Here is a 23,287-nt window from a genome sequence, read left to right on the forward strand (position 1 = left end):
CTTGGACCAGACCCACGGAGGAACCTGTGACTGACAGCGGCACTGCAACCGGCACAACGTACGACCTGGTGATTCTCGGTGGCGGCAGTGGTGGCTACGCCGCCGGGCTGCGGGCCGCGACGCTCGGCCTGTCCGTGGCGCTGGTGGAGAAGGACAAGGTCGGCGGGACGTGTCTGCACCGTGGCTGCATCCCGACCAAGGCGCTGCTGCACGCCGCCGAGGTCGCCGACTCGGCCCGCGAGGGTGAACAGTTCGGGGTCCGGACGACGCTCGAAGGCGTCGACATGGGCGGCGTGAACAAGTACAAGGACGGCGTCGTCGACCGGCTCTTCAAGGGTCTGCAGGGGCAGTTGAAGGCGCGCGGCATCACCGTGATCGAGGGCGAGGGGCGACTCACCTCCCCCACCACCGTGCAGGTCGGCGACACCACGTACACCGGCCGCAACGTCGTACTTGCCTCCGGCTCCTACTCGAAGTCGCTGCCTGGCCTGGAGCTCGACGGCCGGCGGGTGATCGCGAGCGAGCACGCGCTGACGCTCGACCGGGTGCCGGAGTCCGCGGTGATCCTCGGCGGCGGCGTGATCGGCGTCGAGTTCGCCTCCGCGTGGACCTCCTTCGGGACCAAGGTGACGATCGTCGAGGCGCTGCCCCGGCTGGTCCCGGCCGAGGACGCCGACTCCAGCAAGACCCTCGAGCGGGCGTTCCGGAAGCGGAAGATCGGCTTCAAGACCGGTACCCGCTTCGAGTCCGTCGAGGTGGTCGACGACGGCGTCCGCGTCACCGTCGCCGGTGGCGAGGTGATCGAGGCCGAGGTACTGCTGGTCGCCGTCGGCCGTGGGCCGAACACCGCGGGCCTCGGGTACGAGGAGGCCGGCGTCGCGCTCGATCGTGGGTTCGTCACCGTCGACGCGACCTTGCAGACCAGCGTGCCCGGCGTGTACGCCGTCGGCGACATCGTGCCGGGACTGCAACTCGCACACCGCGGCTTCCAGCAGGGCATCTTCGTCGCCGAACAGATCGCCGGCCTCGCGCCGACCCCGATCGACGAGACCGGCATCCCGCGGGTGACGTACTCCGAGCCGGAGGTCGCGTCGGTCGGGCTGACCGAGGAGCAGGCGCGGGAGAAGTACGGCGAGGTCGAGGTGCTCAACTACAACCTCGGCGGCAACGGCAAGAGCCAGATCCTGAAGACCGCCGGTTTCGTCAAGCTCGTCCGCGCCAAGGACGGCGCCGTGGCCGGCCTGCACATGGTCGGCTCCCGGGTCGGCGAACTGATCGGCGAAGCGCAGCTGATCTACAACTGGGAGGCGTACCCGGCCGATGTCGCGCCGCTCGTCCACGCCCACCCGACCCAGAACGAAGCGCTCGGCGAGGCTCACCTGGCGCTGGCCGGGAAGCCTTTGCACTTCCATGACTGAGCCTGCTGGACCATCCGAGTAGGTTTGAGCTGCCGAGAGCGCGAGGAGACGTCCGTGACCCGGATCTCGTCCGCTCCGGCGGCACCGTAGGCTGACACTCGACCGATCAGACGAAGGAGCAACGACCGTCATGCCGACCTCTGTATCCCTGCCGGCCCTCGGGGAGAGCGTCACCGAAGGAACCGTCACCCGCTGGCTCAAGCAGGTCGGTGACACGGTTGCCGTCGACGAGCCCCTGCTGGAGGTCTCGACCGACAAGGTCGACACCGAGATCCCCTCGCCGGTGGCCGGCACCCTGCTGGAGATCAAGGCCGCCGAGGACGAAACCGTCGAGGTCGGCGCCGAACTGGCCGTCATCGGCGACGCCGGCGAATCCACCTCCACCCCTGCCGCCGACGCCCCAGCCCAGGACGCTCCCGCCGCCGAAGCCCCGGCCCAGGACGCCCCAGCCGCAGAGGCCCCGGCCGCCGCGCAGGCACCGGCCGCCGCATCGGCTCCGGCGAACTCCGCCCCCGCGGCCGCACCGGCTCCGGCCGACGCTCCCGCCCAGGACGCTCCCGCCGCGCAGGCCCCGGCTGCTGAAGCTCCTTCCGCTCCGGCCGCGGCCGAGGCTGCCCCAGCCGGTGGTTCAGGCACGTCGGTCACGCTCCCCGCTCTGGGTGAGAGCGTCACCGAGGGAACCGTCACCCGCTGGCTCAAGCAGGTCGGCGACGACGTAGCCGTGGACGAGCCCCTCCTCGAGGTGTCCACCGACAAGGTCGACACCGAGATCCCGAGCCCGGTCGCCGGCAAGCTCCTGGAGATCAAGGTCGCCGAAGACGAAACCGTCGAGGTCGGCGCGGAGCTCGCGGTCGTAGGCTCCGGCACCCCGGCCGCCTCCGCACCCGCCGCCTCCACCCCGGCCCCGTCCGAGGCTCCCGCCGAGGCGCCCGCCGCTCCGGCCCAAGCTCCCGCTCCGGCCCAAGCTCCCGCTCCGGCCCAGGCGGCCGCACCTGCACAGGCTTCTGCTCCGGCACAAGCTCCTGCCCCGGCACCGGCTGCTGCTCCTGCCGCAGCGCCCGCCCCGGCCGCAGCCCCCGCCCCGCAGGCCGCACCCGCTCCGGCCCAGGCTGCTGCTGCTCCGGCTGCTGCGGCCGCGCAGAACGGTGCTGCCTCCGACGGCCCGAACTACGTCACCCCGCTGGTCCGCAAGCTCGCGGCCGAGCACCAGGTCGACCTCGGCTCCGTCCAGGGCACCGGCGTCGGTGGGCGGATCCGCAAGCAGGACGTGATCGCCGCCGCTGAGGCCAAGAAGGCCGCCGCGGCCGCCCCCGCCGCCGCTCCGGCATCGGCACCGGCCGCCGCCGCGAAGGCACCGGTGATCAGCCCGCTGCGCGGCACCACCGAGAAGATGAGCCGCATCCGCAAGGCGATCGCCGCTCACATGGTCAACTCGCTGAAGGTCTCGGCCCAGCTGACCACCGTGGTCGAGGTCGACGTCACCGAGATCGCCAAGCTGCGGAACAAGAAGAAGGCCGAGTTCGAGGCCCGCGAGGGCGTCAAGCTGTCCTTCCTGCCGTTCTTCGCCCTCGCCGCGGTCGACGCGCTGAAGCAGTACCCGAAGCTGAACGCGTCGATCGACGAGGAGAAGGGCGAGATCACGTACCACGCCGCCGAGCACCTCGGCATCGCGGTGGACGTGGAGCGCGGCCTGATGGTTCCGGTCGTCCACAACGCCGGCGACCTGAACATCGCCGGCCTGGCGAAGAAGATCGCCGACCTCGCCGACCGTACCCGGAACAACAAGGTGCTGCCGGACGAGATGGCGGGCGGTACGTTCACCATCACCAACACCGGTAGCCGCGGCGCGCTGTTCGACACCCCGATCCTGAACCAGCCGCAGGTCGGCATGCTCGGGACCGGTGCCGTGGTGAAGCGCCCGGTCGTCATCACCCACCCGGAACTCGGCGAGACGATCGCCATCCGGCAGATGGTGTACCTCGCGCTGACCTACGACCACCGCCTGGTCGACGGCGCCGACGCGGCCCGCTACCTGACGGCCGTCAAGCAGCGGCTCGAAGAGGCTCAGTTCGACGTCTGAGCCGACGGACACCGGCGCCGGTGCTTGTCTCCCCGCGGAGATGGGCACCGGCGCTTTCGTCTTCACCGGTAGCACAGCAAGCGGCTGCATTGGTACGACAGCAAGCAACCCGAGAAGGAGCTGAGCGGGATGAAGTACGTGCTGGCCGGGGCTTCCGGTTTCCTGGGCAAGGCGCTCGCCCGCGATTTGGTTGCCGATGGCCATCAGATCGTGCGGCTGGTCCGGCGTACGCCGGCCGCGCCGGACGAGGTGCGATGGAATCCGGCCGCGGGTGAGCTCGACGCGGCGGCGCTCGACGACCCCGACGTACTGGTCAATCTGGCCGGGGCGAACATCGGCCGGCCGTGGACCCCGACGTACCGGAACGCGATCCGGGAGAGCCGGGTGAGCACGACCGCCACCCTGGCCGCGGTCGCGTCGCGGCTGGAGCGGCCGCCGGTACTCATCACGCAAAGCGGCATCGGCGGGTACGGGACCGACCTCGGCGATCAGATCCTGACCGAGGACTCGCAGTTGGGCGAAGGGTTTCTGTCCGACGTCGTCCGGCTGTGGGAAGGCGCGCTCGACCCCGCCAAGGCGGCCGGCAGCCGGGTCGCCGCGCTGCGCACCGGGGTCGTACTCGATCGCAATGCTCCGGCGTTTCAACTTCTCTCACTTCCTTTCCGGGTTGGCCTGGGTGGACGGCTGGGGTCGGGCAAGCAGTACTTCCCGGTCGTCGCGTTGACCGACTGGCTGCGCGCCGTACGTTTCGTTGCCGAGCACGATGCGGTCAGCGGTCCGGTGAACATCGCGCTGCCAGCGCCTGCCACGAACGAGGAGTTCACCGCGGCGTTGGCGACGGCGCTGCATCGGCCCGCGTTCGTACCTGTGCCTGGGGTGCTGATGAAGGTTGTGCTGGGCGAGTTCGTGTGGGAACTGATCGGCAGCAAGCGCGCGCTCCCGACGCGACTGCAGTCGAACGGGTTCACGTTCCACTACCCCACCGTCGCCACTGCCCTCTCGGCCGCACTCAACTAGCAAGCGGTGGCCGACCCAGGTGCCGTGGCCAAGGCCTGTCACGGCGCCCGCTCAAGCGTCGGTGATCGCGGCGATGCGCCATGGCTGTCCAGGTCTGCTGATGGTCAGGGTGATCAGTCTGGTGGTCGGGGCGCCTGGGGGAAGCCGAGTGATCGTGCCGGCACGGTCAACCGCCTGACCGCCAGTGAGGTGATCGGTCGTCTTCAGGGCGATCGAGGTTGGCGTACGGCGCGTGATGACCGCCTTGTCGATCTGGATGCGCAAACCTTGCACCCTGAGTTGCTGATCCCGGTAACTGGACAGCAACGCCCGATCGGCCTGCCAAGGTGAGCTACCCGGGACGTACACACCGTCGAGGACCTTGAGATCAAGCGCCCAGAACGCCCGCGCCCGCCGTGCGTCAAGCGATTGCAGCTTCTGCGTCCAGGCGATCTCATCCGCAGTCATCGCCCGAGGCACACCTGACGAAGACGGCTGTCCAGGCAAAGGCGTCTGCGAAGACAACGGCCGACGAGACGACGGCCCCGCAGACGGCGGTTGCGCAGACGGCGGCCGCGCACCCGCCGTCGTCTGCTGCCCCTGCGACCGTTCGCCCGCCATCGGCTGTTGGTTCGGCGACTGCTGCTGGTTGGGCGGTGGTTGTTGGGTCTGGTGTGGTTGGGGTTGGGCGGTGGCTGAGCTGTTGAGGGTCTTGACGGTCGCTGCGCCGATTGCAAGGACGACTACTGCGCCAAGAGCAGCCGCGGAGAGGACGCCGTATGGCGCTCCCCGAAAGCGGCGGAAGGTGCCTCGCGGTTCACGCGGAAGACCGTCGCCTCCGTCGTACGATGCCTGCAGAACGCGGCCGAGCGCGCCCCGCGGTGCACGCGGCTGGCGGCGAAGGGCGTCGTACGGTGCGTGTGGGAGGCCGCGGGAGGTGCCGCGCGGTGCACGAGTGAGGCGACCCAGGACATCATGCGGTGCGTGTGGGAGGCCGCGGGAGGTGCCACGCGGTGCATCCGGGACGCGGCCGACGGTGCCGCGCGGTGCACGAGTGAGGCGACCGAGGACATCATGCGGTGCACGTGCGAGGCGGCGGAGGGCGTCGTGCGGGGCGCCTGGGAGGCGGCGGAGGGTGCGGCGGCGGCGGAAGCTCCTGGCTCGGCGGGAGCGGGATCGGCGGGGTTTGGCGCGGCGCTGCGGGCGGGGGCGTTTCGTGCGCGCAGTTGGAATGGACGCGGATTGCTGAGATTGACGGAATGCGGCGCGCGTCGGTCGTACTGGTGGGCTGGGTGGAGGTGCCGCGAGTGGTGCGCGCGCGAGGGTGCTCGGGTCGTCGTCCGGCGAGGAAGTATCCGGCGATGCCTTGAAGGGAACAGTCGGCGGACTGGCGACGTACGCATCGGACGAACTCGCTCCACCAAGGAGATCGCGAAGACCAGGGCTGACATTGCCGTCGATGGGCGATGGATGAGTACCCCAACCAGCCGCGGATGAGTCGGCCCATGCTGGGACCTCCGGCGAATCAGCACCACAGTCAGCGGCAGGCGGCTCAGCACGTACGTCGACGTCCCCCCAGCCCACACAATCCGCGGACGTCGACGAGTTCACATCACGTCCAGGCATAGATGGCTCGGCACCACGTACAGGCGCTGGTCGGTCCGTACCACGTACAGGCGCGGGTGGGTTCGCACCACGTACGGGCGTGGATGGGTTCGCAGGAGCCACAGGTGTGGGTGGGTTGGCGGCGGGTGTGGGCGTAGGTGGTTCAGCTGTATCTGCAGCTGGAGGTGCAGCGTCGGGGAGGCTGGAGGTTTTGTTGGTGGTTCCAACGACCGCGGATGAGGCCGCATGGTGGGCGGCGGAGGGTGTGGCTGTGGGGTGGGCAGTTGTGGGCGGGTTGGGAACGGGGAGGGCTAGGTCTATGGGGATCGCGGGGGTTGGCCGGTGGAGGGGTGGAGTTGCGCTGGTTGCGGAGGTGGTTGGTGGGGAGTCGGCTGTTTGGGAGGCGGTCGGTTGGGAGGTGGGGTTGGGGTTGGCGGCTAGGGCGTGGGTGAGGGTGGTTAGGGCTGCTAGGTCGGCTTGTGGGGTGCTGGGGTGGAGGGTGGCGTCGGTGAGGACTGGGCGGCCGGAGGCGTCGAAGAGGATGTTTTGTTGGGTGATTGAGCCGTGGGTCAGGCCGATGGTGTGGAGGTGGGTTATGGCGCTGGTGATCGGGGTTAGGAGGGTGACCAGTTCGCCTGGGGCTAGTGCTGGGCGGCGTTGGAGGAGGGATTTCAGGCTGCCGGCTACCAGGAATTGCGTGATGAGGAGGAACTCGGTGTCGGATTCGTGGAAGGCGGTCAGGCGGGCCAGGTGAGGGTGGTGGATGCGGGTCAGACGGGACAGGGTTTGGCGGAACTGGGCTGGGTTGGGGACGGCGGTGATTGGGATGCGCTTGAGGGCAGCATTGCGGCCGGAGGCGCGGTCGCGGACCTGCCAGACGGTGCCGAGCGGTCCGGATCCGAGCAACCGGCGCGGGCTGTAGCCGGCGAGGTCTGCGGGGTCCATGCCCAAGAGGATGCACCGATCACGACAACAGCCGCGGAAGTTATCCACAGCCCACCTCGCTCAGCCGATTCCACGGTTGGGTGGTTGGGCTGGGGCGGTGGGGTGAGGTGGGGGCGCCTACACTCGAATGTGTGAGTGCTATCGAGTATGTGGAAGCTGGATTCGGGGCTGGGGCGGTTGAGTATGAGGCTGCCTGGGCTGAGCAGCGGCGGCTGCACGCGGGGGTTGTGGCGGGGGCCGCGACGGATACGGTGATCCTGCTCGAGCATCCGCCGGTGTACACGGCGGGTAAGCGGACTGAGCCGCAGGATCGGCCGATGGACGGTACGCCGGTGGTGGAGGTTGATCGGGGCGGGAAGATCACCTGGCACGGGCCGGGGCAGCTCGTCGGGTACCCGATCGTGAAGCTGGCCTCACATGTGTACGTCGTGGACTACGTGCGGCGGTTGGAAGAGGCGTTGATCGGCGTCTGCACCGAGCTGGGCGTGAAGACCGGGCGGGTCAAGGGGCGCAGCGGGGTTTGGGTGGCGGCTGATGATCGCGGGCGGGAGCGGAAGATCGCCGCGATCGGGATTCGGGTCGCGCAGGGTGTGACGATGCACGGGTTCTCGCTGAACTGCAACAACGACCTGACCTGGTACGACCGGATCGTGCCGTGTGGGATCTCCGATGCGGATGTGACCACGCTGTCGCAGGAGCTGGGGCGCGAGGTCAGCGTCACGGAGGTGCTGGAACCGGTGCGGCGGCACCTGGATGAGCTGCTGGCCTGGGATGAGTACGAGCGCAGTCCGGACATCAGTCACCACGAGGAGCCGCCGACCACCATCACCTACGGACTGACCGTTTGATCTTGGGCGGGTAGACCGACCGTTGAGCGCCAGGTGCGGTGGCGGTTGTGGAGGGCCTCGGCCACATCGCGGTGTGTGGTGATGAGGTTGGTTTGCTCGGCTATGTCGTCGGCGAGGTTGGACAGGAACCAGCCCTCGCCCATCGGGGCGTGTTCGTAGGACTTGAGGTGCTGCGTGTTGGCGTCGTCGCCTACCCAGCTGAGCTTCCAGTCGCCCGCGCGGACCGCCCACTGGAAGCCGCAGTCCCAGTGCAGCGCTTCGTGCGCCGAATCCGACGTACCGGAGAGGGTCGGGAGGATGTTCACCCCGTCCGAGTTCTCGACCGTCGCGCCCGCGGCCGCGGCGAGCGTGGGAACGAGGTCCAGCGTGCTGACCAGGGCATCCGTAGTGCGGCCGGCCGGTAGTTGCCCTGGCCAACGCCAGAGCATCGGGATGCGGATACCGCCGTCCCAGAGTGTGTACTTGGTGCCGCGCAGCGGAGCGTTGTCTCCGAAGTTGCAGGTGGAGCCACCGTTGTCGGTGATGTACACGACCAGGGTGTCCTCCCCTGCCACGTCGAGCAGACGGCCGATCTCGGCGTCCATCAGCTCCAGCTGGGCCAGGTAATACTCGCGGCCGTGCGGCAGGTTCGGCACGATCACGTCGTCGTACCACTCCATGAACGGCTTGTCGGTGTCCGGCTTCCAATCGCGGAACGCGGGCAGTCCGCGGGCCTCCAGCTCGGAGTCGGGCAGTTGCCAGCAGAAGTTGTGTACGGCATTGAACGCGACCATGCAGAAGTACGGCCGCTCATCCGGCGTACGCATGAACTCCGCCGCGCGCTGGCCGAACTCGGCGGTCAGGAAACCCTCATGCTCAACCGGTTCGTCCCCGGAGAGCAGCGGCTGTACTGCCATGTGGTGCGCGGCCGGCTGCCCGTACGAGGCGACGGCGTCCTCTGAATGGTGGAGGTAGTTCAACCGGCCGAACGACTGCCCAGCCAGGCCGTACAGCGTCTCCTCGAAGCCATGGTGCGGCGGGCAGGCCCTGTCCCCCACGTCTTCCTTGCCGTAGTGCACCTTGCCGAAATACCCAGTGCGGTACCCCTGGCTGCCCAGCACCTCGGCAAGCGACGGTACGTCGTCCGGTGGGAATGCCGACGAGTCGAACCATTGACCGCCCCACCGCTGCTGGTACTGCCCGGAGATGATCGCGGAGCGGGACGGACTGCAGATCGGTGCGGTCACGTACGCGTCGGTGCAGGTCACCCCCTCTCCCGCCAGCCGGTCCAGGTTCGGAGTGCGTACGTCGGGGTGGATTCCGAGCCCACCACGGTCGGCGTACCCGTGGTCGTCGGAAACGATCAGCAGAATGTTCGGAGGACGGTCCATCAGCACAGCCTAGGCAAACGGTTGCCTATCCGTCTCGCTATCGGTTGGTGCCGAAGTGTCTGCAGGGTGTGACGGCAGTTCGTCGCTACCTTGGGGGTGTGTCCAAATTTCTTGGGTTCTTGCTCGGCGTAGCCGTTGCTCTGGCCGGTCCGGCCGTGTTCGGAGTCCTCGCGGCGCCGGGTGGTATCGAGCTGAACGCGAAGGAGATGGCGCTTGCCTACGGCATCGGCGCGCTGATCTTCTGGGCCGTCGTGTCGTACTTCTCCGGCGCCGGCGCGCTCGGGGCGTTCGTCGCGTTCGGGACGCTGGTCTACTGCTGGCTCTGGATCCCGAACCGGACCACGAACTTCCTGAACGACGTCCCCGGGGTGACGTCCGGGATGATCGACGGGTCCAAGCAGTACACGCTGAACGGTGTGGTGCCGCTGCTCGGGGTGATCTCGCTGGTGTACGCGATCCAGCTGATCGTCCGTGGAGTACAGCGCCGGCGCCGTGAGCGGGTCGACGCCGAGCGGCTGCAGCGCGAGCAGGAGGCGGTGCAGGCGCAGCAGGAGGCGGATGTCGCGGCCGTGTACCCGGTTGCCGGAGGCACCTACCAGGCACCGCCGCCGCCGTACGAGAGCCACACGTCGTACGACGACCTGTTCGACGAGCCGGAGCCCGAACCGGAGCCGGTCAAGCCGCGGAACCAGGCGGATGAGCAGACGGCGCTGTTCCCGGTTGGAGGTGCGGACCAGACCGCGCAGTTCCCGGAACCCGGTGCCGAGAGCAACAAGCCGTCCGACGAGACAGTCATCGCGCAGACACCAGTTGCCGAGCCGGAAGAGCAGAAGCAAGAGCCAGAGCAGCAGCCGGAGCCGGTGCAGCAGCAGCCGAAGGCCGGTGCGGATCAGGTGGATGAGCCCGCAGCAGCACCGCCGGAGGCCGGTGCGGGTCCAGTGGGTGAACCCGCAGCTCCAGCACCGGTGCAGGAGAAGCCGGTGGAGAAGGAATCGGTGGGTGGGGTGAAGGGTGAGCAGCCCGCACCTGCAGAGAAGAGTGAGCAGCAGGCGCCTGGGGAGAAGAGTGAGCGGGTGGGGCCGCCGGAGAAGGTGGGGGCTCAGTACCGGGAGCGGATGGAGGACCCCGAGGACACCGGGGAGTTCCACCTGGCCTTCGAGAACCCCGTAGTCCGCCCCGCCTGACCAACCCAAGCACGAACCCCAAGCACGAACACAAGCACGACAGGACCCCGGCTGCACCAACCAGCCGGGGTTCTTCTATGTCACGCGACGTGCATCCGCTGCTGGTGCTGGTCTCGACGGGCCTGTTCGGTGATCGCCTCGTCGTACGCCACGGTAGCCATCTGCAACACGTCAGGCGCCATCTGAGCCCGCGGCGAATCAGTACTCCACGCCAGCACCAGCTTCCGGTGGATCGGATCACCGGCAAGCGTACGAGTGGTCACATCAGTAGAGAGCATCCGATAGGACGTAGGCGAGATCAGCGCAACCCCCTGCCCACTGGTAACGAACCCCATCAGCACCGACGTATCCACCGAGTGATGCTCCACCTTCGGCTGGAACCCCGCCGACTCGCACGCCGCCCGGAAGAGCACATGGAACCCGCTGTCATCCGGCGGCTCCCCAATCCACTCCTCGTCGCACAGCGAGGCCAGCTCCACCTCACCGCGCGTACGGGACGCAACCGCCACCGGATGATCCGCCGACAACGCGACGTACGCCGGCTCGGACTCGACAACCGTGGTCGACTCCACTCCAGCCGGCAACCGCAGCTCGAACCCAGGGAACTCCCGCAACAGCGCGAAGTCCAACCGCCCACTCTCCAACTGCTGTAGCAGCACGCTGGACGACCACTCGACCTCGATGCTGACCTGCTCGATCTCACCGTGGTTACGCAGCCGGGAGGCGATCCCGGACATCGGCGCGGTCGGGAACCCACCGAGCCGGACAGCGGATGACTCAACAGCGGTCATCGCGGACACGGTCGCCGCAAGGTGATCCACGTCGACCAGGATGGCCCGCGCGCGGTCCACCGCGTACCGGCCGAGTGGGGTCGGTGTGACGCCGGTGCGGGAGCGCTCGAACAGCTCCCCGCCGAACGCGGCCTCGATCCGTTTCAGCTGCGCGGTCAGGCTCGGCTGGCTGACCTTGAGCCAGCGGGCGGCCCGGCCGACGGACCCCGCTTCTGCTACCAGGACAACCACCCTCAGGTGGCGCAGCTCAACGTTCATGCGTTGAGACCGTACGCGAGGTGCACGCACAGCACACAGGTACCCAACATTGCGGTTTCGTCACAGCCGGGCCTGCCCCTGTAACGCCAGGCCCGGATGTGACGATGTGCTACGACGCCTTGAGCGCGATCGCCTCACGGTAGCCGAGCCGGCGGCCGGTCTGCAGCAGGGTCCGCTCGTACAGCCGGGCGCCGAGCCGGATGATCAGTACGGTCGCCACGAGCAGGAACAGGATCGCCAGCAGCGGCTGCCAGACCGGTACGTCCTCGGTCAGCATCCGCCCCGGCATCGACATCGACGACGCGATCGGTACGAAGGACGCGATCTTGGTCGCCGACGCCCCGGCGAAGACCGAGAAGAAGAACGGGATCATCAGGATCATCTGCCCGGGCAGCGTGGTGGAGCCGAGGTCCTCCTGCCGGGTGGCCAGCGAACCGGCGACCGCCCACAGCCCGGCCAGCGCGACGAACCCGAGCACGAAGAAGATCACGAACCATCCGGCCACCGGCGCGACCACCTCGAGTACGCCGGCCTGATTCGTGATCAGCAGCCCGATCAGCGCCGTGGCCGCGATCACCACGATCTGGCCCATCGCCAGCACGGCGTTGCCGAGCACCTTGCCCCACAGCAGCGCCCGGATCGGCACCGACGCGGCGAGGATCTCGACGACCCGGCTCTCCTTCTCCTGGACGACGCTCTGCGCGATCATCATCCCGAAGCCGAGCGCGGTCATGTAGAAGACCAGCGCCAGCCCGATCTTGACGAAGTGCGACACCAGATCCGGCAACGGTCCCGGCTTCAGCAACCGCAGCTCGACCTTCGTCCCGGCGTGCAGTTCGGCCGGGGTGAGCCCGGCCTTGGCCGCGTTCGCCTGTGTACCGACGGTCGCCGACGCCTCGCGCAGCCCACTCTCGATCCCGGAGTCGACCTTGTCCTTGCCGAGCACGATGTACCCGTCGGTCCCGGGCAGCAGCGCCGCCTTCACGTCGCCGTCGGTGACCAGCTTCTCCGCGGCCGGGCGATCAGCGGCGCGGACGGTCTCGTACCCCTTGCCGCCCTTCGTGGTGGACGCCTGCTGGACCACCCGCGTCGCCGCGTCGTCGATGACGGCGATCTTGTCCGGCCCGCTCTTGCCGACGATCAGCGCCGGCAGGATGGTCGCGACCGCCCCGATCAGCAGCATCACCAGCGTCGAGCCGATGAAGGTCTTGTCCCGCAGCTTGGTGGTGATCTCCCGCTCGGCGATCAGCAGCCAGGGGCGGTCGAGGGTCTTGCCGTTCATCGGGTCGCCTCCCGGAAGACGTCGCTGAGCGCCACCCGCTCCGGCCCGAACGAGCGGACCGGGCCACGGCTGATCGCCTGTCGAAGGATCTCTTGCTCGCCGACGCCGTCCTCGACGTCGAACAGTGCGGTACCGCCGGCCACGTCGCGTACGCGAATGCCGCGGATGTCCCGCAGCCAGCCGGCGTCACCGTCGACCTCCAGCCGGTACGTCTTGGTGGGACCGGCCGCGAGCTCGGCCACCGCGCCGGCGGCGACCACCTTCCCGCGGGACAGCACGACCAGGTCGTCACACAACCGCTCGACCAGATCGAGCTGATGACTGGAGAACAGCACCGGTACTTCCGGCGTGACCTCCTCGCGGAGCAGGTCCACCATCGCGTCGACGGCGAGCGGGTCGAGCCCACTGAACGGCTCGTCGAGGACCAGCGCGATCGGCTCGTGGACCAGCGCGGCCGCGATCTGTACGCGTTGCTGATTGCCCAGTGACAGCGTCTCGAGCATGTCGGTGGCGCGCTCGCCGAGCCCGAGCCGCTCGAGGATCTTGTCGGTCCGTTCGGCGGCCCGGTCCGGGTCCAGCCCGTGCAGGCGGCCGAAGAAGATCAGCTGGTCGCGGATCTTCATCTTCGGGTACAGCCCGCGCTCCTCCGGCATGTACCCGAAGTCCTGGCGTACGTCCTGCGTCAGCGGCGCACCTTTCCAGACCACCGAGCCCGCGGAGGCGCCCAGTACGCCGAGGATGATCCGCATCGTCGTCGTCTTCCCGGCACCGTTCGCGCCGACGAATCCGGTCATCCGTCCCGGTACGACGTCGAAGGTCACGTCGTCCAGCGCCAGATGATCACCGAACCGCCGGGTGAGGCCATCCACCCTCAGCATGTGTCACCGTTCCCATCAGCATCAGCCCCCGGCCGGACGTCGCTCGCCCGACGCTGCCAAACTAGTGAGAACCGGCCTGCGCGCACGTCGCCCGCGCGGCTGATCGCGTACGTCATCCGCAGGGCGGATCTACTCAGCTGGAGGCGTCATCCCCCGGAGTGACCAGGCCGCACTCGTAGGCGAAGACGACCGCCTGGACGCGGTCCCGGAGGCCCAGCTTGAGCAGCACCCGGGAGACGTGGGTCTTCACCGTCGCCTCGCCGACGAACAGCTGGGTGGCGATCTCGGTGTTCGTCAGGCCGCGCGCGATCAGGCTCAGCACCTCGCGCTCCCGGTCGGTCAGCTCGGCCAGCAGATCCGGCCGGTACACCCGCTCGCCGCCGCCCGCGAACCGCTTGATCACCCGCCGGGTCACCTCCGGCGCCAGCAGCGCGTGCCCGGAGTGCACGATCTGGATCGCCTCGACCAGGTCCTCGGGCGCGGTGTTCTTGAGCAGGAAGCCACTCGCGCCGGCGCCGAGCGACTCGAACAGGTAGTCGTCGCGGTCGAACGTGGTCAGGATGACGACCTTCGCGGCGTCCTCCGCGACGATCCGCTGAGTGGCGGTGATGCCGTCCATACCGGGCATCTGCACGTCCATCAGCACCACGTCCGGCCGCAGCGTGAGCGCCAGCTCGATCGCCTTCTCCCCGTCGGACGCCTCCCCGACCACCTGGATGTCCGGCTCGACCGACAGGATCATCCGGAACCCGGCCCGGACCAGGTCCTGGTCGTCGACCAGCAGCACCCGCATCGGTTCGTCGGTCACGCTTCTCCCCCGGTCAGTGGATGGTTCTGCGGGTCCAGCGGAATCCGGACCCGGACCCGGAATCCTCCCACGGGCCGTGGTCCGATCTCGCTCTCGCCGCCGAGCAGGCCGACCCGCTCCCGGATGCCGACGTGGCCGAGCCGGCTGCCGACCGGCGCGTGTTTCGGGCGGCCGTCGTCGAGTACCTCGAGCTCGACCGAGTCCCCGAGGTAACGCAGCGTGAGGTGCGCGCTCCGCGCCGTCGAGTGCTTGCGTACGTTGGACAGCGCCTCCTGGGCGATCCGGTACACCGACACCGACACGGTCTTCGGCAGCTCCTCGACCGCTCCGATCTGGTGGAAACCGACCTCCAGGCCGAGCCCGTTCGCCTCCGCGATCAGCGCCGGCAACCGGTCCGCGCCCGCCTGCGGCGCCTTCTCGTCCGGCGTACTGACATCCAGGTCGGGATCGGCCGCCCGGAGCATGCCGAGCAGCTGGCGCATCTCGTTGACCGCGCTCCGGCTGGACTCCTCGATCACGTTCAGCGCGTTCTTCGCGGCCTCCGGATCGATGTCCATCACCCGCCGCGCGCCACCGGCCTGGACGCCGATGCTGCTGATGTGGTGCGCGACCACGTCGTGCAGTTCGCGGGAGATCCGCAGCCGCTCGTCGATCACCGCGCGCCGGGCGTTCGCCTCCTGCTGCGCGGCCAGTTCGGTCGCCTGCGCCTCCAGCTCGTACTGCTGCCGCGCGATCCCCCAGGAAGTACGGCCCCAGAAGTACGCCCCGAAGAAGTACAGCGCGTTCAGCGCGACGGCCATCACCACGTTGGACACGTATGGCGAGAACAGCGCGTGGTTCGGGCCCTCGATCGAGTTGTTCCGGAGCGCCTTGACGAAGTTCAGGGCCAGCCAGCCGAACATCGCGATGAACACCAGTGCCACCGCGGCCTTCATCAGCCGCCGGTCGCGCGCCCACGCGACGGCGGCGTAGATCGCCATGAACATCGCCGCCTGGGTGGCCAGGTTGCCGGCGAACGCCCACACCGTCCGCTCGCCGATCACGATGAACAGCACGGCCACCCCGAGCACGACCGGGATCGGCCAGCGGCGCCGGAAGCAGAGCAGCAGCGCGATCAGGACGCCCAGCACGTACGGCTCGACGCCGCCGATGCCGAGGTCCACGCGCGTCGGCGAGGCCCCGCGGGCGAGTTCGGTGCCGAACACGCTGGCCAGCGCCATCCCGACGCCGAGCAGGATGTCGTACCGCTGCTCGCGTGCGGTCGGCGCGGGCCGGGACCATGGTGCCTGGGACATGACTCATCAGCCTACGGGTGAAACGCCACTGAACGGCTACGCGTACCCTGGAGGGCGTGACCATCGCCCCAGAAGGACGGAAACTGCTCAGGCTCGAGGTGCGCAACGCGGAGACCCCGATCGAGCGCAAACCCGAGTGGATCAAGACCCGCGCCAGGATGGGCCCGGAGTACCAGGCGCTGCAGAAACTGGTGAAGTCCGAAGGACTGCACACGGTGTGCCAGGAAGCCGGCTGCCCGAACATCTTCGAGTGCTGGGAGGACCGCGAGGCGACCTTCCTGATCGGCGGCGACCAGTGCACCCGGCGTTGCGACTTCTGCAACATCGACACCGGCAAGCCCGAGGCGCTGGACCGGGACGAACCGCGCCGGGTGGCCGAATCGGTCCGGACCATGGGCCTGCGGTACGCGACCGTGACCGGTGTCGCCCGTGACGACCTGGACGACGGCGGCGCCTGGCTGTACGCGGAGACGATCCGCCAGATCCACGAGCTGAACCCGGGCACCGGCGTGGAGATGCTGGCGCCGGACTTCAACGCGATCCCCGAGCAGCTGGCCGAGGTGTTCTCCTCCCGGCCGGAGGTGTTCGCGCACAACGTCGAGACGGTGCCGCGGATCTTCCGCCGGATCCGTCCCGGTTTCCGGTACGAGCGGTCACTCGACGTGATCACCCAGGCCCGCGACTACGGCCTGGTGACCAAGTCGAACCTGATCCTCGGCATGGGCGAGACCCGCGACGAGGTCAGCCAGGCGCTGAAGGACCTGCACAGCGCCGGCTGCGAGATCATCACCATCACCCAGTACCTGCGCCCGTCCGTACGGCACCACCCGGTCGAGCGCTGGGTGAAGCCGGAGGAGTTCGTCGAGCTGGACGAGGAAGCACAGTCCATTGGTTACGCCGGAGTGATGTCCGGTCCGCTGGTACGGTCCTCGTACCGCGCCGGCCGGTTGTACCGCCAGGCCGTTGAGTCACGTATGAACGCCGCCGAGTAACGCGGCACAACCAGACAGGGTAGAGATGGCCAAGAACGACGCGCCCGAGGAGAAGACCAGCCGGCTGAAGCAGATCCGGCAGGCGTACCAGATGACCAAGAAGTCCGACCCCAGGGTCGGGCTGGTGCTCGCCGGGATCTTCCTCGGCATCACCGCGGTGTTCGTCGCCGTGGCGCTGCTGGTCGGACCGCTGCTGGTCTGGCTGCCGCTCGGGGTGGCGGTGGCATTTCTGGTCACCACGATCATCTTCGGCCGCAAGGTCGAGAAGGCGGCCTACAGCCAGATCGAGGGTCAGGCCGGCGCCGCCGCGTCCGCGCTGCAGACCCTGCGCCGCGGCTGGAACGTGACGCCCGCGGTGGCAGTGACGAAGAACTCCGACATCGTCCACCGGGTGGTCGGCAAGCCCGGCATCGTGCTGGTCGGCGAGGGCCAGGCCAGCCGGGTGAAGAACCTGCTGCAGGCCGAGACGAAGAAGCACAGCCGGGTCGCCGGTGGCGCGCCGGTGACGCAGATCATCGCCGGGCAGGGCGAGGGCGAGATCGACATCCGCAAGCTGACCAAGCACGTGATGAAGCTCCCGGCCGTGCTGCAACCGTCCGAGATCACCGACCTGCTGCAGCGGTTGAAGGCCCTGGACGCGGTCCGTCCGCAGGTGCCGATGCCGAAGGGCCCGGTGCCGAGCAGCCTGAAGGGCGCCCGGCAGGCGATGCGCGGCCGGTGACCAAACGGTAACCAAGCGGCATGCTCGGCAGTTGATCTGTTCAGACATGCGCCGTGGGGAGGCTGGTTGCCCATAGGGTGCGACCAGGACGGATTACAGGGGACGAGCAGAGATGACGGATCTGATGCCGCCGATGCAGCATCCCGTACACGAACCGGAAACCGAGACGTGGCCGACGCTGGCCCGGCCACGCTCGAATCCGGTCCGCCGGTACGGTGCGGCGACGGCGATCCGTCTGGTCGCCAAGGACCTGCCGGCCACCATCCACTTGGACAGCAACCGCTCGTACGGGCTCGGTGGCCCGGCCATGCGGGTGCACCGGACGGCGGCGTTCCTGGACCGGCTCGGCCAGGACGCCGGGTCCGGATTCGGCGAGGCGTACCTGGCCGGCGACTGGGATCCGGAGCCGGGCACCGACTTGGCCGATCTGCTCGTACCCTTCGCGGAGCGGTTCTCGAACGAGGAGACCCGGCACCTGCTGCCCAAGTGGGCCCAGTCGCTGCGCTGGCTGGTGACGCGGACGCAGCCGGGCGAGCAGGAGAACGACCGGGCCGGCGCCCGCGAGAACATCAGCCGGCACTACGACCTGAGCAACGCGATGTTCTCGGAGTTCCTCGATCCGACGCTGACGTACTCGGCCGCGTACTTCGGCACGCCCGACGCGACCGCTGATCTCGCGAACGCGTCGTACGACGAGCTCACCGACGCCCAGCTCCGGAAGCTCGATTCGATCCTGGACGCGGCCGGCGTACGCTCCGGATCGCGTGTCCTGGACATCGGCTGCGGCTGGGCGAGCCTCGCCGTCCGGGCCGCGCAACGCGGCGCCTGGGTGACCGCGATCACGATCGCCTCGCAGCAGGCGCTGCTCGCCCAGCGGCGGATCGCGGAGGCGGGCGTCGGAGATCGCGTACAGGTCGCGCTCCGCGATTACCGGGATCAGATCGGCGAATTCGACGCCGTGCTGAGCGTGGAGATGATCGAGGCAGTCGGCGAGAAGTACTGGCCGGTGTACTTCGACGCGATCGAACGACGGCTCGCGCCCGGCGGCGTGGGTGTCGTCCAGGCGATCGTGATGCCGCACGAGCGGATGCTCGCGACGCGGAACACGTTCACCTGGGTGCAGAAGTACATCTTCCCCGGCGGTCTGATCCCGTCGATCAAGGTGATCGAGGACGTCACCGCGGAGCACACCGGCCTGCGGGCGGAGGTGGTCCGGCATCTCGGCGGGGACTACGCGCGGACGCTGCGGATCTGGCGGAACCGGTTCGTCGAGCGCTGGCCCGAGATCTCGGGGCTCGGGTTCGACGACACGTTCAAGCGGATGTGGGAGTTCTACCTCGCGTACTCCGAGGCGGGCTTCCGCACCGGGTACCTGGACGACGTGCAGCTGCTGCTGACGAAGCGTTAACGCCGGACCACCACGGTCTTCGCGGCCAGGTCGTGCAGGCCGCGGCGGTCCCGGTCGAAGACGACGGCGGGGAGCACCACGCAGATCAGGAACGCCCGGATCACCCCGGCGATCAGGCCGGGCGGCGCGGCGATCGTCTGGTGGTCGCGGACCGGGACCACCCGCAGCCCGCAGATCCGGTGGCCGATGGTGCCACCGGCGAGGCCGCTCAGGATGGCGCTCATCACGAAGAACAGCGCCAGGTGCGAGGTGTTGTAGTCGTTGCCGCCCGCCCACATCGGCTTCCCGGTCACCGCGGACGCGATCAGGCCGGCGATCAGCCAGTCCAGCAGCAGGGCGAGCACGCGCCGGCCCCAGCCCGCCACCGAGCCCGGGCCGTCCTCGGCCAGGCCCAGCCGGTTACCCGGAAAACGGAATTCTTCGGAGGGTCCTGTGCCCGGCTGCGCCGACGATGCCATGATGACAGCCTACGGAAGCACCCTGACGCGGCCGGCAACGGACCGGAATATCTCAGGGCGTCACCGCCGTACACCAGTGGGTCAGCGCGGACACGCTGGGCGTAACATCCGCGAAACATCAGGGTCACGACGGAGAAACCGGCAGGCCCTACGTTCAGATGAATCTCTGAGCCACCCTAGGAGTACGTATGTTTTCCAGCGCTGAGGAGCTGCTCGCCTACGTCAAGGACGAGGGCGTCGAGATCGTCGACATCCGGTTCTGTGACCTGCCGGGCATCATGCAGCACTTCACCGTCCCGGTCTCGTCGTTCGGTCCCGAGGTCTTCGAGGAGGGCCTGGCCTTCGACGGTTCGTCGGTCCGCGGGTTCCAGCAGATCCACGAATCGGACATGAAGCTGCTGCCGGACCCGACCAGCGCCTTCATCGACGAGTTCCGGTCCGCCAAGACGCTGGTGGTCAACTTCTTCGTGCACGACCCGCTGACCGGTGAGGCGTACTCGCGGGACCCGCGCAACATCGCCCGCAAGGCGCAGGAGTACCTGAAGTCGACCGGGATCGCGGACACCGCGTTCTTCGCGCCGGAGGCCGAGTTCTACGTCTTCGACGACGTCCGGTTCGAGACCAAGGCGAACTCGGCGCACTACTCGATCGACTCGGTGGCCGGCGCCTGGAACACCGGCCGGGTCGAGGACGGCGGCAACCGCGGCTACAAGGTCCGCTACAAGGGTGGGTACTTCCCGGTCGCGCCGACCGACCACTTCGGTGAGCTGCGCGACGACATCACGCTGGCGCTGGAGCGGTCCGGGCTGATCGTCGAGCGCGCCCACCACGAGGTCGGCACCGCCGGTCAGGCGGAGATCAACTTCCGCTTCGACGAGCTGCTGAAGGCCGCCGACGACGTGATGAAGTTCAAGTACATCGTCAAGAACACCGCCTGGCAGGCCGGCAAGACCGCGACCTTCATGCCGAAGCCGATCTTCGGCGACAACGGCTCGGGCATGCACTGCCACCAGTCGCTGTGGAGCAACGGCGACCCGCTGTTCTACGACGAGTCCGGCTACGGCGGCCTGTCCGACATGGCCCGCTGGTACATCGGCGGCCTGCTCAAGCACGCCCCGTCGCTGCTGGCCTTCACCAACCCGACGGTCAACTCGTACCACCGCCTGGTACCGGGCTTCGAGGCGCCGGTCAACCTGGTGTACTCGTCCCGGAACCGCTCCGCCTGCATCCGGATCCCGATCACCGGTTCGAACCCGAAGGCGAAGCGGATCGAGTTCCGCTGCCCCGACCCGTCGGCGAACCCGTACCTGGCCTTCGCGGCCCAGCTGCTGGCCGGCCTGGACGGCATCCGCAACAAGATCGAGCCCGCCGACCCGGTCGACAAGGACCTCTACGAGCTGCCCCCGGAGGAGCACGCGGGCATCGCCCAGGTGCCGACGTCCCTCCCGGCCGTGATCGACGCCCTGGAAGCCGATCACGACTTCCTTCTTGAGGGCGACGTCTTCACCGCGGACCTGATCGAAACCTGGATCGACCTCAAGCGCGAGCAGGAAATCGCCCCGATCCAGCTCCGGCCGCACCCGCACGAGTTCGAGCTCTACTACGACGTCTGAGTTCGATCGCCGCTGAGCAGCCCACCCGGTCCGTCCGGGTGGGCTGTTTGCGTTCAGGCTCAAGCGAAGGACTGTGTGCCGATTACCTGGAGGAGAGCTAGTTTGTCGCGGGTTTCGGTGCCTTCCTGAGGCAGGAAGACTCGGACCCGGAGGTCGGCTTCGGGGGTCAGGAGGACCTCGCAGGAGAGGTCCAGGGTGCCTACTTCGGGGTTCAGTATGCGTTTGCGCGGTAGGCGATGGACGGCGACCTCGTGGGAGTCCCACAAGGTGCGGAACTCCTCGCTGCTGTTTTGGAGCGCGGTGACCAGCTCGGCTACGTCCTGGTCGCCGTTGCGGCGGGTGTGGGTGGCACGGAGTTCGGCGACATGGGAGGCGGAGTGAGCTGACCAGTCCTCCTCGGGGAAGATCTGGCGTGACTTCGGGTCAGTGAACCAGCGCCAGGTTAGGTTGCGCTCCAGACCGTGGCCGGTGGGTACGCCCAGGATGACGTCGCTGAGGTGGTTCTGCCAGAGGACCTCTTCGATGTCCGTGCAGATGCAGACCGGGATGTCGGTGAGGCGCTCGACCAGGCCGAGCAGTCCTGGGCTGATGTGGCGTCCGGCGCGGCGCAGCGGAGGCGCGAAGCCGGCCAGGTGGTACAGGTGGTCCCGCTCGTCCAGGTCGCACCGCAGCGCGCGGGCCAGGCTGGCGATGATCGGCTCCGACGGGTTCGCGCCGCGGGACTGCTCCAGGCGCGAGTAGTAGTCCGTCGACATCTGGGCGAGTTGTGCGACCTCCTCACGGCGCAGTCCCGGCGTACGCCGCCGAGCACCTTCCGGCAAACCGGCATCGCCAGGACTCAACAGCTCCCGGCGCCGGCGGAGGAAGTCGGCCAGGCCGTCACGATCGATCACACGTTCCATCATGCGTGCCGCGGTGCCGCCGATCCAGGGACAACCTGTCCGTGGCTGACCTGGGCCTTTTTCCGCGGTCCTTCGGTGGCCAGGGTGGAAAGCACACCCCAAGGAGGAACCACATGCAGTACCGCACGCTCGGACGGACCGGTATCAAGGTCAGCCCGTACGCCCTCGGCGCGATGATGTTCGGTGCCGTCGGCAACAGTGATCATGGCGAGTCGATCCGGATCATCCACAAGGCACTCGACGCCGGGATCAACTTCATCGACACCGCGGACATGTACTCGGCCGGTGAGTCCGAGCAGATTGTCGGCAGAGCACTCGCCGGCCGGCGCGACCGGGTCGTACTGGCCACCAAATCGCACTTACCGATGGGCGACGACCCGAACCAGCGCGGCAACTCCCGGCGCTGGATCATGACCGCGGTCGAGGACTCGTTGCGCCGGCTGGGTACCGATTACATCGACCTGTTCCAGATGCATCGCCCCGATCCGGACACGGACATCGAGGAGACCTTGTCGGCGCTGACCGATCTGGTCCGGAGCGGGAAAGTGCGGACAATAGGATCGTCGACAATGCCGGCGAGTGAGATCGTCGAAGCGCAGTGGGTCTCCGAGCGGCGCGGGTACGAACGCTTCCGCACCGAGCAGCCGCCGTACTCGATCCTCAACCGCGGGATCGAGCGCGAGGTGCTGCCGATGGTGCAGAAGTACGGCCTCGGCGCCCTGGTCTGGAGCCCCCTCGCCGGCGGCCAACTAACCGGCCGAATCCGCAAACCCCACCCCGCCGCTCCCCGGCACACAGAGTCCAACGTGCGGCACACGGAGGATCAGCCACGTACTGAGCGGGATCCGCGGCGCGACGAGTCAGCGCGACGGCGCACGGAGGATCAGCCACGTACTGAGCGGGACCTGCGGCGCACTGAGGTGGAGCTGCCGGGAACGGATCCGCGGCGTGCGGAGGCGGACCTGCGGGGTGCGGGATCTGATCTGCGGCGTGCGGGCAGGTACAAGTTCATGACTGATGAGCGGCGGCTTGAGGTGGTTGAGGAGCTGATCCCGGTCGCCGAAGCGGCTGGGATCAAGCTGACTCACCTCGCGATGGCTTTCGCGATCGCGCACCCCGCGGTCACGTCGGCGATCATCGGCCCGCGCACCATGGAACACCTGGACGACGCCCTGGCCGGCCTGGACGTCGTCCTCGGCGACGACATCCTCGACACGATCGACAAGCTCGTCCCACCAGGCACGGACGTCGGCCGCCTGGACATGGACTACAACACCCCACCCATCCTCGACCCCACCCTCCGCCGCCGCCCCCTCAACACCCGCTCAGCGGCCTAGCTCCGCACCCTGGACGAGCGGCCGAACGCCAAGCTGCGGCGCACCCTGCTGGCGAACGCGCTAACCCCTCCGAGAGGAGGGTTTCGCGATGATGCAGG

General features: G+C 68.4%; 19 protein-coding genes and 1 pseudogene. 10 read left to right on the forward strand and 10 right to left on the reverse strand.

What is annotated here, in order from left to right; translation table 11 throughout:
* Nucleotides 1–26: 26 nt before the first annotated feature.
* The 3 genes from lpdA (at nt 27) to ABD260_RS21915 (ending at nt 4,515) form a co-directional block, all read left to right on the forward strand.
* Entirely contained in the window at nt 27–1,418 is a 1,392-nt protein-coding gene (lpdA, locus tag ABD260_RS21905; protein WP_344235740.1) for a dihydrolipoyl dehydrogenase, read from the forward strand.
* Nucleotides 1,419–1,548: 130 nt separating this feature from the next.
* Nucleotides 1,549–3,498 (forward strand): 2-oxoglutarate dehydrogenase, E2 component, dihydrolipoamide succinyltransferase, encoded by a 1,950-nt coding sequence (gene sucB, locus ABD260_RS21910; RefSeq protein WP_344235742.1) that lies wholly within the window; start codon nt 1,549–1,551, stop codon nt 3,496–3,498.
* A gap of 129 nt (nt 3,499–3,627) precedes the next feature.
* Nucleotides 3,628–4,515 (forward strand): TIGR01777 family oxidoreductase, encoded by an 888-nt coding sequence (locus ABD260_RS21915; RefSeq protein WP_344235744.1) that lies wholly within the window; start codon nt 3,628–3,630, stop codon nt 4,513–4,515.
* Nucleotides 4,516–4,566: 51 nt separating this feature from the next.
* On the opposite strand, the gene ABD260_RS21920 is transcribed toward ABD260_RS21915, so the two are convergent.
* On the reverse strand, nt 4,567–4,962 hold the full coding sequence (locus ABD260_RS21920) for a hypothetical protein (RefSeq protein WP_344235746.1): 396 nt from the start codon (nt 4,960–4,962) through the stop codon (nt 4,567–4,569).
* A 1,632-nt stretch (nt 4,963–6,594) separates the two neighbouring features.
* A pseudogene (locus tag ABD260_RS37610) lies at nt 6,595–7,044 on the reverse strand (protein kinase domain-containing protein); the annotation flags it as partial.
* Between the two features lie 131 nt (nt 7,045–7,175).
* Here ABD260_RS37610 and lipB point away from each other — a divergent pair.
* Nucleotides 7,176–7,892, forward strand: coding sequence for a lipoyl(octanoyl) transferase LipB (gene lipB / locus ABD260_RS21925; RefSeq protein WP_344235748.1), 717 nt, complete (start codon nt 7,176–7,178; stop codon nt 7,890–7,892).
* On the opposite strand, the gene ABD260_RS21930 is transcribed toward lipB, so the two are convergent.
* Nucleotides 7,874–9,262: a sulfatase family protein gene (locus ABD260_RS21930; protein WP_344235750.1), complete on the reverse strand. Its 1,389-nt coding sequence runs from the start codon at nt 9,260–9,262 to the stop codon at nt 7,874–7,876. The genes lipB and ABD260_RS21930 overlap by 19 nt on opposite strands.
* A 98-nt stretch (nt 9,263–9,360) precedes the next feature.
* Here ABD260_RS21930 and ABD260_RS21935 point away from each other — a divergent pair, with 98 nt between their 5' ends.
* The gene (locus tag ABD260_RS21935; protein WP_344235753.1) at nt 9,361–10,446 is read left to right on the forward strand and encodes a hypothetical protein; all 1,086 of its coding nucleotides are present in this window, start codon (nt 9,361–9,363) and stop codon (nt 10,444–10,446) included.
* Between the two features lie 80 nt (nt 10,447–10,526).
* On the opposite strand, the gene ABD260_RS21940 is transcribed toward ABD260_RS21935, so the two are convergent.
* From ABD260_RS21940 to ABD260_RS21960, 5 genes are all read right to left on the reverse strand, one after another.
* A complete protein-coding gene (locus ABD260_RS21940; RefSeq protein WP_344235755.1) occupies nt 10,527–11,495 on the reverse strand; it encodes a LysR family transcriptional regulator in 969 nt (322 codons plus the stop codon).
* A 109-nt stretch (nt 11,496–11,604) separates the two neighbouring features.
* Nucleotides 11,605–12,777 carry an ABC transporter permease gene (locus tag ABD260_RS21945; protein ID WP_344235757.1) on the reverse strand — a complete coding sequence of 391 codons (1,173 nt, stop codon included), beginning with the start codon at nt 12,775–12,777 and terminating at the stop codon, nt 11,605–11,607.
* Nucleotides 12,774–13,655 carry an ABC transporter ATP-binding protein gene (locus ABD260_RS21950; RefSeq protein ID WP_344235759.1) on the reverse strand — a complete coding sequence of 294 codons (882 nt, stop codon included), beginning with the start codon at nt 13,653–13,655 and terminating at the stop codon, nt 12,774–12,776. The genes ABD260_RS21945 and ABD260_RS21950 overlap by 4 nt, the downstream gene beginning before the upstream one ends.
* Before the next feature lie 133 nt (nt 13,656–13,788).
* Complete coding sequence (locus tag ABD260_RS21955; protein WP_344235958.1) at nt 13,789–14,448, reverse strand: response regulator; 660 nt, start codon at nt 14,446–14,448, stop codon at nt 13,789–13,791.
* Nucleotides 14,449–14,459: 11 nt separating this feature from the next.
* A complete protein-coding gene (locus ABD260_RS21960) occupies nt 14,460–15,758 on the reverse strand; it encodes a sensor histidine kinase (protein WP_344235761.1) in 1,299 nt (432 codons plus the stop codon).
* 56 nt (nt 15,759–15,814) lie between these two features.
* Here ABD260_RS21960 and lipA point away from each other — a divergent pair, with 56 nt between their 5' ends.
* The 3 genes from lipA (at nt 15,815) to ABD260_RS21975 (ending at nt 18,879) form a co-directional block, all read left to right on the forward strand.
* Nucleotides 15,815–16,750 (forward strand): lipoyl synthase, encoded by a 936-nt coding sequence (gene lipA / locus ABD260_RS21965; protein ID WP_344235763.1) that lies wholly within the window; start codon nt 15,815–15,817, stop codon nt 16,748–16,750.
* 25 nt (nt 16,751–16,775) lie between these two features.
* On the forward strand, nt 16,776–17,471 hold the full coding sequence (locus ABD260_RS21970) for a DUF4191 domain-containing protein (protein WP_344235765.1): 696 nt from the start codon (nt 16,776–16,778) through the stop codon (nt 17,469–17,471).
* A gap of 112 nt (nt 17,472–17,583) precedes the next feature.
* Nucleotides 17,584–18,879, forward strand: a complete 1,296-nt coding sequence (locus tag ABD260_RS21975) for a class I SAM-dependent methyltransferase (protein ID WP_344235767.1) — start codon at nt 17,584–17,586, stop codon at nt 18,877–18,879.
* Here the strand turns inward: ABD260_RS21975 and ABD260_RS21980 are convergent.
* On the reverse strand, nt 18,876–19,337 hold the full coding sequence (locus ABD260_RS21980; RefSeq protein ID WP_344235769.1) for an RDD family protein: 462 nt from the start codon (nt 19,335–19,337) through the stop codon (nt 18,876–18,878). The genes ABD260_RS21975 and ABD260_RS21980 overlap by 4 nt on opposite strands.
* Before the next feature lie 188 nt (nt 19,338–19,525).
* On the opposite strand from ABD260_RS21980, the gene glnA reads away from it, so the two are divergent.
* Complete coding sequence (glnA, locus tag ABD260_RS21985) at nt 19,526–20,950, forward strand: type I glutamate--ammonia ligase (protein ID WP_184834166.1); 1,425 nt, start codon at nt 19,526–19,528, stop codon at nt 20,948–20,950.
* 59 nt (nt 20,951–21,009) lie between these two features.
* Here the strand turns inward: glnA and ABD260_RS21990 are convergent, their stop codons facing one another.
* A complete protein-coding gene (locus tag ABD260_RS21990; RefSeq protein ID WP_344235772.1) occupies nt 21,010–21,843 on the reverse strand; it encodes a helix-turn-helix transcriptional regulator in 834 nt (277 codons plus the stop codon).
* 122 nt (nt 21,844–21,965) lie between these two features.
* Here ABD260_RS21990 and ABD260_RS21995 point away from each other — a divergent pair, with 122 nt between their 5' ends.
* Entirely contained in the window at nt 21,966–23,189 is a 1,224-nt protein-coding gene (locus ABD260_RS21995) for an aldo/keto reductase (RefSeq protein WP_344235774.1), read from the forward strand.
* The last annotated feature ends 98 nt before the right edge of the window (nt 23,190–23,287 follow it).

The sequence above is a fragment of the Kribbella hippodromi genome (assembly GCF_039531045.1).
In the GTDB taxonomy this organism is placed as follows: domain Bacteria; phylum Actinomycetota; class Actinomycetes; order Propionibacteriales; family Kribbellaceae; genus Kribbella; species Kribbella hippodromi.